Annotated in this window: 16 protein-coding genes and 1 tRNA gene; 11 read left to right on the forward strand and 6 right to left on the reverse strand. The window is 70.6% G+C overall.

Going from position 1 to position 13,935, the window contains the following annotated elements; all coding sequences use genetic code 11:
* Positions 1-100: 100 nt before the first annotated feature.
* Positions 101-1,534, forward strand: coding sequence for a glutamate synthase subunit beta (locus ACLBYG_RS00845; protein WP_447680292.1), 1,434 nt, complete (start codon positions 101-103; stop codon positions 1,532-1,534).
* A 35-nt stretch (positions 1,535-1,569) separates the two neighbouring features.
* Here ACLBYG_RS00845 and ACLBYG_RS00850 read toward each other — a convergent pair whose 3' ends face one another.
* The 3 genes from ACLBYG_RS00850 to galE all read right to left on the reverse strand — a co-directional run bounded on the left by ACLBYG_RS00850 (position 1,570) and on the right by galE (position 5,278).
* A complete protein-coding gene (locus tag ACLBYG_RS00850) occupies positions 1,570-3,000 on the reverse strand; it encodes an SGNH/GDSL hydrolase family protein (protein ID WP_447680293.1) in 1,431 nt (476 codons plus the stop codon).
* Between the two features lie 93 nt (positions 3,001-3,093).
* A complete protein-coding gene (locus ACLBYG_RS00855) occupies positions 3,094-4,281 on the reverse strand; it encodes a lytic murein transglycosylase (RefSeq protein WP_447680294.1) in 1,188 nt (395 codons plus the stop codon).
* Between the two features lie 4 nt (positions 4,282-4,285).
* Positions 4,286-5,278: a UDP-glucose 4-epimerase GalE gene (gene galE, locus ACLBYG_RS00860; RefSeq protein WP_447680295.1), complete on the reverse strand. Its 993-nt coding sequence runs from the start codon at positions 5,276-5,278 to the stop codon at positions 4,286-4,288.
* Between the two features lie 171 nt (positions 5,279-5,449).
* Between galE and galU the strand changes: the two genes are divergently transcribed.
* Positions 5,450-6,319: a UTP--glucose-1-phosphate uridylyltransferase GalU gene (gene galU, locus ACLBYG_RS00865; protein ID WP_020091420.1), complete on the forward strand. Its 870-nt coding sequence runs from the start codon at positions 5,450-5,452 to the stop codon at positions 6,317-6,319.
* Between the two features lie 339 nt (positions 6,320-6,658).
* Here the strand turns inward: galU and ACLBYG_RS00870 are convergent, their stop codons facing one another.
* A complete protein-coding gene (locus tag ACLBYG_RS00870; RefSeq protein ID WP_056522017.1) occupies positions 6,659-7,561 on the reverse strand; it encodes an N-formylglutamate amidohydrolase in 903 nt (300 codons plus the stop codon).
* A gap of 206 nt (positions 7,562-7,767) precedes the next feature.
* On the opposite strand from ACLBYG_RS00870, the gene cpdR reads away from it, so the two are divergent.
* The 4 genes from cpdR to ACLBYG_RS00890 all read left to right on the forward strand — a co-directional run bounded on the left by cpdR (position 7,768) and on the right by ACLBYG_RS00890 (position 9,833).
* The gene (gene cpdR / locus ACLBYG_RS00875) at positions 7,768-8,124 is read left to right on the forward strand and encodes a cell cycle two-component system response regulator CpdR (protein WP_003603128.1); all 357 of its coding nucleotides are present in this window, start codon (positions 7,768-7,770) and stop codon (positions 8,122-8,124) included.
* Between the two features lie 116 nt (positions 8,125-8,240).
* Entirely contained in the window at positions 8,241-8,510 is a 270-nt protein-coding gene (gene grxC / locus ACLBYG_RS00880) for a glutaredoxin 3 (RefSeq protein WP_091980540.1), read from the forward strand.
* Entirely contained in the window at positions 8,503-9,360 is an 858-nt protein-coding gene (locus tag ACLBYG_RS00885) for a carbon-nitrogen hydrolase family protein (RefSeq protein ID WP_091678078.1), read from the forward strand. Before grxC ends, ACLBYG_RS00885 begins: the two co-directional genes overlap by 8 nt.
* Positions 9,361-9,380: 20 nt before the next feature.
* Positions 9,381-9,833 (forward strand): DUF1178 family protein, encoded by a 453-nt coding sequence (locus ACLBYG_RS00890; protein WP_447680296.1) that lies wholly within the window; start codon positions 9,381-9,383, stop codon positions 9,831-9,833.
* Between the two features lie 23 nt (positions 9,834-9,856).
* Here the strand turns inward: ACLBYG_RS00890 and ACLBYG_RS00895 are convergent, their stop codons facing one another.
* The gene (locus ACLBYG_RS00895) at positions 9,857-10,345 is read right to left on the reverse strand and encodes a disulfide bond formation protein B (protein ID WP_447680297.1); all 489 of its coding nucleotides are present in this window, start codon (positions 10,343-10,345) and stop codon (positions 9,857-9,859) included.
* A 2-nt stretch (positions 10,346-10,347) separates the two neighbouring features.
* Positions 10,348-10,929 (reverse strand): YqaA family protein, encoded by a 582-nt coding sequence (locus tag ACLBYG_RS00900; RefSeq protein ID WP_056522002.1) that lies wholly within the window; start codon positions 10,927-10,929, stop codon positions 10,348-10,350.
* 124 nt (positions 10,930-11,053) lie between these two features.
* Between ACLBYG_RS00900 and ACLBYG_RS00905 the strand changes: the two genes are divergently transcribed.
* The 5 genes from ACLBYG_RS00905 (at position 11,054) to ACLBYG_RS00925 (ending at position 13,912) form a co-directional block, all read left to right on the forward strand.
* Positions 11,054-11,138, forward strand: a tRNA-Leu gene (locus ACLBYG_RS00905).
* A 170-nt stretch (positions 11,139-11,308) separates the two neighbouring features.
* A complete protein-coding gene (locus ACLBYG_RS00910; RefSeq protein ID WP_447680298.1) occupies positions 11,309-12,250 on the forward strand; it encodes an NAD(P)/FAD-dependent oxidoreductase in 942 nt (313 codons plus the stop codon).
* Complete coding sequence (locus ACLBYG_RS00915; RefSeq protein ID WP_447680299.1) at positions 12,247-13,167, forward strand: histone deacetylase family protein; 921 nt, start codon at positions 12,247-12,249, stop codon at positions 13,165-13,167. The genes ACLBYG_RS00910 and ACLBYG_RS00915 overlap by 4 nt, the downstream gene beginning before the upstream one ends.
* 185 nt (positions 13,168-13,352) lie before the next feature.
* Positions 13,353-13,526, forward strand: a complete 174-nt coding sequence (locus tag ACLBYG_RS00920; RefSeq protein ID WP_447680300.1) for a hypothetical protein — start codon at positions 13,353-13,355, stop codon at positions 13,524-13,526.
* A gap of 143 nt (positions 13,527-13,669) precedes the next feature.
* Positions 13,670-13,912 (forward strand): hypothetical protein, encoded by a 243-nt coding sequence (locus tag ACLBYG_RS00925; RefSeq protein WP_020091430.1) that lies wholly within the window; start codon positions 13,670-13,672, stop codon positions 13,910-13,912.
* The last annotated feature ends 23 nt before the right edge of the window (positions 13,913-13,935 follow it).

Genomic DNA, 13,935 nt, shown 5'->3' on the forward strand with positions numbered 1-13,935 from the left:
GACTTCCTGAGACCGGGCGGGCTCCCGCCCGGTCACGCACCCACACGAGACGACGACGCGGGCAGCGCAGTCAGAGACTGGCCGGCCCAGGGGCTGACCAATGGGCAAGATCACAGGCTTCCTAGAGTTCGACCGGCAGGAGCAGAAGTACCAGCTCGCCGCCGACCGGGTCCGGCACTTCCGCGAGTTCACGCTCCCGCTCGACGAGCACGACCTGACGAAACAGGCCGCGCGCTGCATGGATTGCGGCATCCCGTTCTGCCACGGGCCGACGGGCTGCCCGGTCCACAACCAGATCCCGGATTGGAACGACCTCGTCTTCCAGTCGGATTGGGAGGAGGCGTCCCGCAACCTCCACTCCACGAACAACTTCCCGGAGTTTACCGGCCGGGTCTGCCCCGCGCCCTGCGAGGAGGCGTGCACGCTGAACCTCGAGAACCAGCCGGTCGCCATCAAGACGATCGAGCAGGCGATCGCCGACCGCGCCTGGAACATGGGCTGGGTGAAGCCCGAGCCGGCGCAGACCCGCACCGGCAAGCGCGTCGCGATCGTGGGCTCCGGACCGGCCGGTATGGCGGCGGCGCAGCAGCTCGCCCGCGTCGGGCACGACGTCCACGTGTTCGAGCGCGAGCCGAAGGCGGGTGGCCTTCTCCGCTACGGCATCCCGGACTTCAAGATGGAGAAGCGCCATATCGACCGGCGCGTGCGCCAGATGGAAGCCGAGGGCGTCGTCTTCCACTACAATCAGAACATCGGCGTCACGAAGTCGGTCGACGAGCTCAAGGCCGAGTTCGACGCCGTGATGTTCTGCGGTGGCGCCGAGGATCCGCGCAACCCGCAGCTCCCCGGCCAGGACCTCGAGGGCGTCCACTACGCGATGCCCTACCTCGTCCAGTCGAACCGGCGCGTGAGCGCCGAGCCGATGCGCGGCAACGGCGAGCAGCCGATCCTGGCCGCGGGCAAGAACGTGGTGGTCATCGGCGGCGGCGACACCGCCTCCGACTGCGTCGGCACCGCGTTCCGCCAGGGGGCCCTGTCGGTGACGCAGCTCGACATCCGCCCGCGCCCGCCGGAGTGGGAGGACAAGCTCACCGTGTGGCCCTACTGGCCGACCAAGATGCGGACCTCGTCCAGCCAGGCGGAGGGCGCGGAGCGCGAGTTCCAGGCCGCGACCCTGCGGCTCGAGGGGAACAAGAAGGGCCAGCTCACCGGCGTGGTCTGCGCCCGCGTCGATGCCAAGCGCCAGCCGATCGCCGGCACCGAGTTCGTGCTGCCGGCCGACCTCGTCTTCATGGCGATCGGCTTCGCGGGCTCGGTCCAGAAGGGTCTGCTGGAGCAGTCCGGGGTCGGCGTCGACAAGCGCGGCAATGTCGAGGCGAACGAGGACGACTACCGCACGTCGGACGCGAAGATCTGGGCCGCCGGCGACATGCGGCGCGGCCAGTCCCTGGTGGTCTGGGCGATCCGCGAGGGGCGTCAGGCGGCGCGCGCCATCGACGAGATGCTGATGGGCGCCAGCGTCCTGCCGCGCTGACGGCCAGCTGAGACCGTGCGAAGGGTCCGCCCGGCTCAGCCGGGCGGCCAGCGGAAATCGTCGGCTCGGCCGGGCTGCGGCATCGGCGCGTTGCCGCGCAGCAGCGTCCGCTCCACGGTCCCGGAATTGTCCGGATCGCGCGGACGGCCATTCAGCAGCGCGCCGCCGGGCGATACCTCGCTCCGGCTCAACGGTACCACGGGGCCGGCCGCGGGCTTCACCGGGAGCGCCGGCACGCCGGGCGGCTCCGGCAGGCTCGGCAGCATCGCGGTGATCTGACGATCGATCGCCGCGGTATCGGTGGCCGGCGCGGTACCGTCGAGGCTCGGCCCGGGTGTCGCGGGCGGTGCGGTCGGCGCCACGGTCGCGGTCGGCGACGGCTCGGCCGTGCCCGGCACCGCGCCCATCAGCCGCTTCAGCTCGACATCGGCGAAGTGGGCCAGCTTCCGATCGCCCGCCTTGGTGAAATGGACACCGTCCGCGGTACGGAGCTTGGCGATCTGGCCTTCCGGATCCGGGCCCGACGCGGCGTACCGGTCTCGGTCGTCGACGAAGCCCGGCCAGATATCGACGTAGGTGCCGCCGGCTTTGGTAACGGTGTCCCGGACGATGTCGTTCAGGGAAGCGAGGTCCCGGCTCAGGGACTCGCTCTGGACCGGCGGCAGCCCGACCCAGATCAGCGGGATCTTGCGGTCGGTGAAGACTTTCGCCAGCGCCTCCACCCGGGCGCGGTAGAGGGCGCGCCAGCGGTCCGTGAGGGGATCGGCCGTCTCGTCGCCCTCGCGGATCGGCTGCCGATCGTTGGCGCCCAACATCACCAGGGCGTAGCGCACCTTCGCGTTGCTCTGGAGGTAGTCCTGCGCGACCTTCGGCCAGTCGACCACGTCCTTGCGCACCAGACCGCTGTCGCCCTTCGCGCGGTCGATCACGGCGACGTCGGCATTGTCCTCGAACACGTCGTCGAGGCCCTTGGCGAGATGGTCGGCGAGGGAATCGCCGAAGACGGCGATCTGGACGTTCGGCTCGGTCTTGGCGACCGCGGGCTTCGGCGGTGTCGGCGCCCTGGCCGGACGGACCCGCCGCTTCACGGCGGGGGGCGGACGCTGCGCCTCTCCGGTCGCGTAGGGATTGGTTCGCTGGCGCGGGGCCCGGTAGGTGCGCTCCGGCTGCGGCGCCACCGGCTGCGGCCTGTCCTCCCAGGGCCAGTAGAACTGGCGCGGCGCCTCCTGCTGCGGCGCGTAGCGGGGCTGGCGCCCGGACGTCCCGTCGTCGCGGTAATAGGCGTCCCGCGGCCGCCGGCGCGGCGGCGCCTGGTAATAGGTGCCGCCCTGCTGCTGCTGGTAGCTGTCGCCCCACTGCGCGCGGGCTGGACTGCCCCCGAAAGTCGACACCTCCGCGAGCCCCAGCAGGACCGAGAGCCCGAAGATGAGGGGGCGTTCCGAAGGACGCCGACGACTGAGGACCATGCGCATCCCGTACGCTTTACGCCGAACCGGGCCCGTTCGGACCGCGGCCACTATAGGTGGAAGCCGCGCGCGGGTCTAAACCTCTCGCCGGGCTCAGCGTCGCGGCGCTGCCTTCCCGGCCACGCGGGCGAGTAGGGCCGGCGTCGCGTACCCGTCGGCCGGCAATCCGACGCTGATCTGATAGCGCCGCACCCCCTCGCGCAGCTTCGGGCCCGCGCGTCCATCCGTCGGCCCGTCGTAGAAGCCGGAAGCCGCGAGGCCGGTCTGCAGGGCGCGGAGGCCCGGCCCGTCGAGGCGGGCTCCGGCGGGCCACGGCGCGGCCAGCGGCGGACCGCCGGCGAGGCGGTCGGCAAGGTGACCCACTGCCAGCGCGTAGGAATCCGAGGTGTTGTAGCCCCGGACCACCTCGAAATTGTCGGTGATCAGGAAGACCGGGGCGCCGAGGCCTCCGGGCAGGAACAGGCTGGCGCGCCCGGTCCCCGGCAGCGGCTGCCCGTCGGTGCGGCGAACGCCGCGCTCGGCGAAGCTCGCGAGATCGCCCGCGTAGCGGCTCAGGTCGAACTCCTTAGGCAGGCGCACCTCGTAGCCCCAGGAGAGGGTCGGATTCCAGCCGAGATCCTTGAGGTAGGCGGCGATCGAGGCCAGCGAATCCGCCGCACTGGTCCAGATGTCGCGCCGGCCGTCGCCGTCGAAGTCGACCGCGTGGGCCAGGTAGGTGGAGGGCAGGAACTGCACCTGACCCATCGCGCCAGCCCAGCTGCCGCTCATCCGGTCGGGCGCGATGTCGCCGCGCTGCAGGATCGTGAGGGCGGCGAGGAGCTCGTCGCGGAACAGGCTGCCGCGGTGCCGCGCCTCGGCGAGCGTCGCCAGCGCCCGGACGGTCGGGACGCTGCCCGCACTCGCTCCGAAATCCGATTCGACGCCCCAGAATGCCATCACCACCGGACCCGGAACGCCGTAGCGGGCCTCGATCGCCGTCAGGGTCGAAGCGAGGGCGGCGGCGCGGTCGCGGCCGCGCGCGATGCGGCCGGCCGAGGCCGCGCCGACGAGGTACTCCCAGACAGGCCGGCTGAACTCGCTCTGGCGGCGGGTTCGCGCCAGGATGCCGGGATCGGGTCCCGTGATCCCGCGGAACGCCGCGTCGAAGGTCGCGGCGGAGACTCCCCGCGCCGCCGCGTCCGGACGCAGGGCCTCGACGAACGCCCGGAAGGCGTCCTCGGCGCGGGCCGGGCCGGTCGCGAGGCTCGCCGCCGCGGCCAGGATCCATCGACGGGAATGCATCCGGTCAGATCCGATTGCGCTTCTCCAGGCGTTCTTCCCAGGCGAGGGCTTGACCGACGATGGCGTCGAGGTCGTCGTGCCGGGGCTGCCAGCCCAGGCGATCGCGGATGCGCGCTGCCTCGGCGACGATTTGGGCCGGATCGCCGGCCCGGCGCGGGCACAGCCGCACCTCGAAGTCGCGGCCCGAGATCCGCTTCACGACCCCGACGACCTCGAGGACCGAGTAGCCGCGCCCGTAGCCGCAGTTCAGCGTCAGGCTCTCGCCACCGGAGCGCAGATGGTCGAGGGCGAGGCGATGCGCCTCCGCGAGGTCCGAGACCTGGATGTAGTCGCGCAGGCACGACCCGTCCGGGGTCGGGTAGTCGGTCCCGAAGACGTCGAGCCGGGCGCGCTGGCCGAGCGCCGCCTGCGTGGCCACCTTGATCAGGTGCGTGGCGTTGGGCGTCGACTGGCCGGACCGTCCCTCCGGATCCGCGCCGGCGACGTTGAAGTAGCGCAGGACCACGTAGGAGAAGCCGTACGCCGCGGCGGCGTCGGCGATCATCCACTCGCTCATCAGCTTCGAGCGGCCGTAGGGATTGATCGGCTTCAGTGGCAGGTCCTCGGGAACCGGCGAGGCCTCGGGCTCACCGTAGACGGCCGCGGTCGAGGAGAAGATGACATTCTTGACGCCGGCACGCACCGACGCCTCGATCAGCGCGCGGGTCTTCACGGTGTTGGCGAGGTAGTAGCCCAGGGGATCGGCCACGGATTCCGGCACGACGATCTTGGCGGCGAAGTGGGCCAGGGCATCGATGCGGTGCTGCAGGATGGTCTGTGTCACGAGGGCCTGGTCGGCCACGTCGCCGACGACGAGCTTCACACCCTCTGGGACCGCCCAGTCGAAGCCGGTGGAGAGATCGTCGAGGACGACGACCTCCTCATGGCCGGCGTCGAGGAGCGCCAGCACCATGTGGCTGCCGATGTAGCCGGCACCCCCCGTCACCAGAACCGCCATCTCGCCCTCACTGCCGCCAGCCCGGCAACTGCTTACGCCTTTGCAGACGGGAAATTTACGCCCCGCCGCCTCATACTAACGATGTACATGCTTGCGACGGCTCGCGTTAAGCTATCTCACTGACCGCACAGCTGACCACGTCGTTCCATCCAGTTCCGGGGTTACCGCTCGATGAAACCGATCCGCAAGGCCGTCCTCCCCGTCGCGGGCCTCGGCACGCGCTTCCTGCCCGCCACGAAGGCGGTCCCGAAGGAGATGCTCACGGTCGTCGACCGGCCAGTGGTGCAGCACGTCGTCGACGAGGCGCGCGCGGCCGGGATCGAGCACTTCATCTTCGTCACCGGCCGCGGCAAGGCGGTGATCGAGGACCATTTCGACATCGCGTTCGAGCTCGACCACACCCTTCAGGAGCGCGGGAAGACGGCCGCCTACGAGGAGCTGAAGAAGGACCTGCCGAAGGCCGGCCAGACCAGCTTCACCCGCCAGCAGGCGCCGCTCGGCCTCGGCCACGCGGTGTGGTGCGCCCGCGAGATCGTCGGCGACGAGCCCTTCGCGGTGCTGCTCCCCGACATGCTGAGCCGCGGCTGCATGCAGCAGATGCTGGCCGCCTACGATCGCCACGGCGGCAACATCATCGCCGTCGAGGAGGTGGCGCCTGAGGAGACGCACCAGTACGGCATCGTCAGCGTGGGCGAGACCTACGGCCAGTCCTTCCAGATCACCGGGATGGTCGAGAAGCCCAAGCAGGGCACGGCGCCGTCGAACTTCATCATCTCCGGGCGCTACATCCTCCAGCCCGAGATCTTCGGGATCCTCGAGCACGGCAAGAAGGGCGCGGGCGGCGAGATCCAGCTCACGGACGCCATGATCGACCTGATGGAGAAGCAGGCGTTCTACGGCATGCGCTACGAGGGCCGGACCTACGATACCGGCTCGAAGCTCGGCTTCCTCACGGCGAATCTCGCCTACGCCCTTGAGCGGAACGATCTCGCAGGACCCCTGCGGGCCGAGATCGAGAAGCTGCTCAAGAGCCAGGGCTGAATGGCGCTGCGGGCGCGGATCCGATCACCGCGCCCCGCTAGGCGACACGTTCGACCGCATCGGTTCTCGCTCTCGTCCGAGCTACGCCTGCACGCGGCGACGCGCGGCAGCCAGAGAACGCGCTTCAGGTATGCGCGCAGAGCGGCCGCGGCGGGCGAATTGCGCTTGCTTCTTGTGCGGCGCACTTTAGTTTGTGCGTTGCGAGATCGCGATGGCGTCGCGGTCTCGCTGCCCTTCTTGGGCGTTTCCTCCCTAGACTTCGGGCCGCTCCTTCGGGAGTGGCCTTTTTTCTTTCCGGCATACCGCCGCTCTTCTTCGTGAACGGTCGGGGCAGCGCCCCTATTCCGCGGCCATCCGGCGGGGGACGAGATCGTCGAGGTCCTTGGCGACATCGGCGACGACGCCGCGCAGCGCCTCGACCAGTGCCGGGAAGCCCGCCGTCATCGCGAGGCTGGCCTCGTTCATGTAGAGGCCCCGATTCAGCTCGATCTGGAGCGCGTGGCGGTCGAGGTTCGGCTCGCCGTAATGCTCCGTGATGAAGCCGCCGGCGTAGGGCTTGTTGCGGACCACGCGGAAACCCCGGGCCCGGAACGCGGCCTCGAATCCGTCGATCAGGACGGGTGCGCACGCCGTGCCGTAGCGGTCGCCCAGCACCACGTCGGCTTTCATGTCCGGATCGCGGCCGAGGCTCGAGGACGGCATCGAGTGGCAATCGACGAGCATGCAGTGGCCGTGGGTGCGCGCCGTGCGCTGGACCAGTCCGCGCAGCGCGCGATGATACGGCTTGTACAGGCTCTCGATCCGGGCGGTCGCCTCGGCGACCGGCAGGCGCCGGGCATAGATCTCCTGGCCGTCGGCGACGACCCGGGGCACGGTCCCGAGACCGCCCGCGACGCGCATCGACCGGGTGTTGGCGAAGGGCGGCAGGCGCCCCTCGAACATGCGCGGGTCGAGCTCGTAGGGCTCCCGGTTCACGTCGAGGAAGGCGCGGGGGAAGTTGGCCCGCAGGAGCGGCGCGCCCAGTCCGACGACCGATCCGAACAGGCGGTCGACGTGGGCATCCTCGGAGCGGCGCAGGGTCAGCGCGTCGAGCCGCGAGGCCGCGATGAAGTCGGGGGGGTAGACGGCCCCGGAATGACCGGTATTGAAGACGAAAGGCAGGGTGTGCGCCGCGGGCTCGTCGACCGCGAAGGCCGGGGCAAATCCGAAGGCGTCTGGCTGTACCGGTTCGGTTGCAGTCATCGGCTGGTGGACACCCCGGCGGTTGAACGAGGACGGCAGGCGCTCACTGTGGTGTGCGATCGATCGCCTGTCCACTCCGCACCGGCGGCCGACGCAGTCGCCCGGGAGACACGCGGCGGCGGCTGCGCGCTCCATCCTAACACCTTGTTTACCATCGCCTCCCTTTATGGGATCAACTTCTCGACTCGAAGGCTCGGATCCGGCCGATGAAAATCCTGCTGGCGGAAGACGACAACGACATGCGCCGGTTTCTGGCCAAGGCGCTGCAGAACGCGGGCTACGATGTCCTGTCCTTCGACAACGGCCTCTCCGCCTACAACCGGCTGCGCGAGGAGCCGTTCGAGCTGCTGCTGACCGACATCGTGATGCCCGAGATGGACGGCATCGAGCTGGCCCGCCGCGCCACCGAGCTCGATCCCGACATCAAGGTGATGTTCATCACCGGCTTCGCGGCGGTCGCCCTCAACCCGGATTCGAAGGCCCCGAAGGACGCCAAGGTCCTGTCGAAGCCCTTCCACCTCCGCGACCTCGTCAACGAGGTCGAGAAGCTCCTGGCCGCCTGATCCTGTCGATGCTTCGTCGACGGCGCGCGCGCGTTGCCCTGTGACCACACGGGCATAGGCAAGGCGCGCCCCGCGCTCCTATATGTCCCGAGTTCACGCGCGGGACGACGATCGCGATGCAGCCGGTCACAATCTACACCACGGCCTGGTGTCCTTACTGCTCGGCGGCCAAGAGCCTGCTGAAGGAGAAGGGCGTCGCCTTCCAGGAGATCGACGTCGAGCGCGTGCAGGGCGCCCGGTCTGCCATGGTCGAGCGCGCCGGCGGCCGCACCAGCGTGCCCCAGATCTTCGTCGGCGCCACGCATGTCGGCGGCTGCGACGACCTGTACGCCCTCGATCGCGCCGGCAAGCTCGACCCGCTGCTCAAGGACACGGCCGATGCCTGAGCCCCGCTTCACGGCTGCCTGCGTGCAGATGCGGTCGGGGCGCGACCCTGCCGCCAATCGCGACGCGGCCGTGGCGGGCGTGCGCGAGGCGTCGGCGCGGGGCGCGGCCTACGTGCAGACTCCCGAGATGACGTCCCTGGTGGAGCGGAGCCGCGAGCGTCTGTTCGCCCACGTCACCACCGAGGAGCAGGACCCGACCCTGGCGGCGCTCCGCGAGGCCGCGCGTCAGACCGGAACTGTCGTCCAGATCGGCTCGATCGCGGTCAGGGCCGGCGACAAGATCGCCAACCGCGCCTACCTGATCGGCGCCGACGGGGAGATCCTGGCCTCCTACGACAAGCTGCATCTCTTCGACGTCGACCTGCCGAGCGGCGAGCGCTGGCGGGAATCCGCGACCTATTCCGGGGGCGCCTGCGCGGTGCTTGCCGAGACGCCGTGGGCCACGCTCGGCCTGACGATCTGCTACGACATCCGCTTCCCCGCGCTGTACCGCGCCCTCGCCGAGGCGGGCGCCGACGTGCTGACGGCCCCCGCTTGCTTCACCCGGCAGACCGGCGAGGCCCACTGGCATGTCCTGCAGCGGGCTCGGGCCATCGAGACCGGCGCCTTCGTGATCTCGGCGGCGCAGGGCGGTCGGCACGAGGACGGGCGCGAGACCTACGGCCACTCGCTGATCGTCGATCCCTGGGGCCGGGTCCTGGCCGATGCCGGCGGGGACGAGCCGGGGATCATCCTGGCGGAGATCGACCTCGCGCAGGTCGCGGAGGCCCGGGCCCGCATTCCCTCGCTGCAGCACGGCCGGCCCTTCACCGTCGAGCGCGTCGGTCCGCGGACTCGCGCCGCGCAGTAGTCACCACAGCAAGCAACAGAATGATCCGGTACAGTCTCGTCTGCGATGCCGGGCACGGCTTCGAGAGCTGGTTCCCGTCCTCCGATTCCTACGACACGCAGGTCACGCGCGGCCTCGTGACGTGCCCGATCTGCGACAGCGCCAAGGTCAGCAAGGCCCTGATGGTGCCGAGCGTCGCCCGCACGGATCGGGAGCGCGCGCCGCCGCCGATCCCGAAGGCGGAGGCGCCGGTGACCATGATCGCCGAGCCGGAACGTCAGGTGCGGGCGATGCTGCGCGCGCTCCGGGAGCACGTCGTGGCGAATGCCGAGCATGTCGGGGCGCGCTTCCCCGAGGAGGCGCGCAAGATCCACTACGGCGAGGCGGAGGGGCGTTCGATCTACGGTGAAGCGAGCCCCGCGGAGGCGCGGGCCCTGATCGACGAGGGCATCGAGGTGGCGGCGATCCCGGTCCTGCCCGACGACCGGAACTGACCGGCCTCGCCGGTCCGCGCCCGTCAGGGACGCAGCGCGGCGGTCCCCGCGAAGGAGGCCAGCACGGCCGAGATCGCGGCGCTCCAGCCGGCGAGCGACACGCCCAGCACCCGCAGCGCGGCCACCGAGCAGTCGACCACCTTCGTGGTCTGCAGGCTGTTGAGGAAGTCGCCGACCTGGCCCGGATTGGCGCCGGTGCCGCCGCCGCAATCGGCGGGTCCCGGCCAGAAGCCCCATTCCGCGCCGGCGTGGTAGACCCCGATCCCGGCCCCGTAGAGCAGGCCGACGGCCGCGAGCCCGAGGGCGATCCGAGCCAGACGCTCCGGCATGAACAGGGCCAGCAGGCCCAGCGGCACGGCGGCGTAGTAGGGCAGCCGCTCGGTCAGGCAGAGCTTGCACGGCGCGTAGCCGTACCCGTACTGGAGGACGAGCGCGGCCCCGACGGTGAGGGCGGAGGCGATCGCGAGCCAGAGGCCAGCGGTCTTGAGGCGCAGGGCTGCCGCCGTGTTCATCGCTACAGGATCACCTTGAAGAGCAGGAAGCCGAGGACGATGACGGCGACGGAGATCGCCGCGACCGCGTTCAGGTGCCGGTCGAGCACGCCGCGAATCTGGACACCGTAGCGACCGAGCAGTCCGGCGAGAATGAAGAAGCGGGCGCCGCGGGTCACGATCGACAGGATCGTGAACCAGAACAGGCTGTAATGCGCGAAACCCGACGTGATCGTCACGAGCTTGTAGGGGATCGGCGTGAGCCCCTTCAGCAGGATCACCCAGTGGCCGTAGCGCGCGTAGGAGTCCTGGAAGGTCGCGGCCGAGTTCTGCAAGCCGTAGAGGCGGATGAGCCACTCACCGACGGAGTCGAACAGCAGGGCTCCGATGGCGTAGCCGACCAGACCGCCGAGGACCGAGGCGACCGTCGTGATCGTGGCGTAGAACCAGACCCGATCCGGCCGGGCGACCGCCATCGGGACGAGCATCACGTCTGGTGGAACCGGAAAGAAGGAGCTTTCGGCGAAGGCCACGGCACCGAGCGCGTAGGGCGCGGATGGCCGGTCACTGAGGGCCAGGATCCACGCGTAGAGCCGGCGGAGCATTCAAGGTCCCGGATTATGAGATCGGCCGCCCTTTGAGCATAGGCGCCCCGCCTTGGCCAGATCGCCGACCGACGCAAAACAACACTTGGCCGGAGCCGCCGACCTATGCGAAGAGCGCTGGCACGCGGGTATGGCGGAATTGGTAGACGCGGGCGACTCAAAATCGCCAGCCGCAAGGCGTGGGGGTTCGATTCCCTCTACCCGCACCACGGCGCCACCGATCGCCGCGGGACTTCGCCGGACAGCCGGACCGTATCCGCGCCGCGAACACAGGTCCCGTCCATGACGAGCGCGATTCCGTCGCTCTGACGCCGCGTGGCTCGGCCCCTATCTTCGCCCTCACGCGGCGGCGGGGCCGGTCGTTCAGACGGGGAGGGGCGTGAACGAGCACGGAATTGTCGCGGTCCTCGGAGCCGGCATGGCAGGCGCGGCCGCCGCGCGCCGGCTGGCCGAGGCGGGCCTCCGCGTCCGGGTCTTCGACAAGGGGCGCGGGGTCGGGGGACGCATGGCGACCCGGCGGGTCGGTGAGATGCAGTTCGACCACGGCGCGCAATTCATGCGCGCGCGCGGGCCCGCCTTCGCGGCCGAGCTCGGCCGGTGGACGCGGCTGGGCATCGTTGCGCCCTGGGCCGGCTCCGACCGCCATGTCGGCGTGCCGGGCATGACGGAGCCCGTCCGCGACCTGCTCTCGGACCTTCCGGTATCGAGCGCGACGACCGTCGTGCGGCTTCGACGGCAGGGAGCGCGCTGGCACCTCGAGGACGCGGCCGGCACCGTGCACGGCCCATTCGACGCCGTCGCGATCACCTTCCCGGCCCCTCAGGTCACGACGCTGCTCGAGGCATCGGGCGTCGCGTTGCCCGGTGTCCGGCGGGCCACCTATGCGCCGTGCTGGTCGCTCATGGTGGCGACGGAGACGCGACCGCGGGATGTCCTCGTCCAGCCTCGGACCGATCCGATCGGCCTGATCGCGCACGACTCCGCGAAGCCCGGGAGGCCTGCCGGCTCGCGGCTCACGGTGCACGCGACGCCCGCCTGGTCCCGCGGACATCTCGAGGCCCCGCGCGAGGCGGTCATCGCCGCGCTTCTCGGAGCGGCCGAGGACGTCCTCGGCGCCAAGCTCCGGCCGTCCCACGCGGAGGCGCATCGCTGGCGCTACGCCCAGGTCGAGACCGCCCTGGAGCGACCCTGCCTGTACGATCCGGACTTGCGTCTCGGGGCAGGCGGGGATTGGTGCCTCGGCGCCCGGATCGAGGCGGCCTACGACAGCGGTCAGGCACTGGCCCGGTGCCTCCTGGCCGATCTAGGCCGGCCCGCGTGATCCCGCCGATCGCCTTCCATCCGGCCTACGAGGCGCCGCTCCCGTCAGGCCACCGGTTCCCGATGCGCAAGTACGGCCTGCTCGCCGAGACCTTGGTCGCCAAGGGTTTGGCGCCCCTGGGCTTCGTCACGCCGGAGCCCGCCAGTGCCGAGATCCTGCTACGCGCCCACGATCCGGCCTACGTGGATGCGGTGCTCGCCTGCGATGTCGGCCGGGACATCGAGCGGGCGATCGGCTTGCCGGTCGACGCCCCCCTTGTCCGCCGCTCCCGCGCCTCGGTGGGCGGCACCCTCTTGGCCGGGCGCCTCGCCCTCGCGGAAGGCCTCGCGGGCAGCGCCGCCGGCGGCAGCCACCACGCGCGGCGCCGGCAGGGCGCCGGTTTCTGCGTGCTGAACGATGTCGCGGTGGCGGCCCGCACCCTCCAGTCCGAAGGTCTGGTCCGGCGCGTTCTCGTGGTCGACCTCGACGTCCATCAGGGCGATGGGACCGCGGACTGCCTCGCCCTCAGTCCCGACCTGTTCACGCTCTCGATCCATTGCGAGAACAACTACCCGGCCCAGAAGATCGCTGGCGACCTCGACATCGGCCTGCCCGACCGGCTCGACGACGCCGCCTATCTCGATGTCCTGCGCGCCCGCCTGCCGCCGCTCCTCGACGCGTTCGCGCCGGATCTCGTCTTCTATAACGCGGGCGTCGATCCCCATCGGGACGACCGTCTCGGCCGTCTCTGCCTCACCGATGACGGACTGCTCGCCCGCGATCGCTACGTCGTGGCGCAGGCCCGCGCCCGTGGGATCGCGCTCGCCGCGGTGATCGGCGGCGGGTACACGCACGATGTCGAGGCCCTGGCGCGCCGTCACGCCCTGGTCTTCGAGGCGCTGGCCGCCGAGGCGGCCGCGGGATCGACGCTCGCGTGAGATGCTACGCGGGAAACCTGCGCGAGTTCTCGGGGTGAGACCGGATTGCATCACGCCACGGTCGATATGCAGTCCTCGGGTTCACGGGAAAGGTTTTGGGAAGGGCTCCGGTCGAGGATGCGGGGCAGGCGGATTGATGAGGCGGATCCGCTGCTCGCACTCGATGACGCCGGTGGGGATCGACCATGCTCGCGCGGGTCTGGGAGGTGGTGAAGGCGACGCTGGCGGTGTCGGCCCTGATCGCCGCCGCCCTCGTCTCGGCGGACAAGCTCGATCGCCAGAGATCACAACCGGTCGCCGGCGCGGCTCTGGTCGAGCCTGCGACGACCGGTGCGATCGCACCGGCGATACGTCCGTGACGTCAGCGGCCCCTCACTCCGCGGCCGCGAACCTGCGTCAGATTGAAACAAGCACGACGGGATATCTTTTCCGGCCTCGGCGTTCTCGCCGGACGCCGAGGCTTGGCCGCTCGCGGTCCCGATCCGCTCAGGAGACATCCTTGATGAAGTCCGCCACTTTCGCCCTCCTCGCGGTTCTCGTCGGCACGGCACCCGCGCTCGCGGAGACCGGCGCGGACCGGGCCGCCTGCACGCCGGACGTGATGCGCCTGTGCGCCGCCCAGATCCCGAACGCGGGGGCGATCACACTCTGCCTCCGCGAGAAGCGGGTGTCGCTGAGCGGTGCGTGCCGGACGGTGGTCGACCGGTCCGATCGGCCGGCTCGCGAGATCGCGAACCGCCGATAGCGCGAACCTCGGCAACCTGCCAC

It is taken from the genome of Methylobacterium sp. D53M, assembly GCF_053345625.1.

What these genes read in the sequence shown, in the direction of transcription:
- ACLBYG_RS00845 (WP_447680292.1), top strand. Translation starts at nt 101, where the DNA reads ATGGGCAAGATCACAGGCTTCCTAGAGTTCGACCGGCAGGAGCAGAAG.
- ACLBYG_RS00850 (WP_447680293.1), bottom strand. Translation starts at nt 3,000, where the DNA reads ATGGTCCTCAGTCGTCGGCGTCCTTCGGAACGCCCCCTCATCTTCGGG.
- ACLBYG_RS00855 (WP_447680294.1), bottom strand. Translation starts at nt 4,281, where the DNA reads ATGCATTCCCGTCGATGGATCCTGGCCGCGGCGGCGAGCCTCGCGACC.
- galE (WP_447680295.1), bottom strand. Translation starts at nt 5,278, where the DNA reads ATGGCGGTTCTGGTGACGGGGGGTGCCGGCTACATCGGCAGCCACATG.
- galU (WP_020091420.1), top strand. Translation starts at nt 5,450, where the DNA reads ATGAAACCGATCCGCAAGGCCGTCCTCCCCGTCGCGGGCCTCGGCACG.
- ACLBYG_RS00870 (WP_056522017.1), bottom strand. Translation starts at nt 7,561, where the DNA reads ATGACTGCAACCGAACCGGTACAGCCAGACGCCTTCGGATTTGCCCCG.
- cpdR (WP_003603128.1), top strand. Translation starts at nt 7,768, where the DNA reads ATGAAAATCCTGCTGGCGGAAGACGACAACGACATGCGCCGGTTTCTG.
- grxC (WP_091980540.1), top strand. Translation starts at nt 8,241, where the DNA reads ATGCAGCCGGTCACAATCTACACCACGGCCTGGTGTCCTTACTGCTCG.
- ACLBYG_RS00885 (WP_091678078.1), top strand. Translation starts at nt 8,503, where the DNA reads ATGCCTGAGCCCCGCTTCACGGCTGCCTGCGTGCAGATGCGGTCGGGG.
- ACLBYG_RS00890 (WP_447680296.1), top strand. Translation starts at nt 9,381, where the DNA reads ATGATCCGGTACAGTCTCGTCTGCGATGCCGGGCACGGCTTCGAGAGC.
- ACLBYG_RS00895 (WP_447680297.1), bottom strand. Translation starts at nt 10,345, where the DNA reads ATGAACACGGCGGCAGCCCTGCGCCTCAAGACCGCTGGCCTCTGGCTC.
- ACLBYG_RS00900 (WP_056522002.1), bottom strand. Translation starts at nt 10,929, where the DNA reads ATGCTCCGCCGGCTCTACGCGTGGATCCTGGCCCTCAGTGACCGGCCA.
- ACLBYG_RS00920 (WP_447680300.1), top strand. Translation starts at nt 13,353, where the DNA reads ATGCTCGCGCGGGTCTGGGAGGTGGTGAAGGCGACGCTGGCGGTGTCG.
- ACLBYG_RS00925 (WP_020091430.1), top strand. Translation starts at nt 13,670, where the DNA reads ATGAAGTCCGCCACTTTCGCCCTCCTCGCGGTTCTCGTCGGCACGGCA.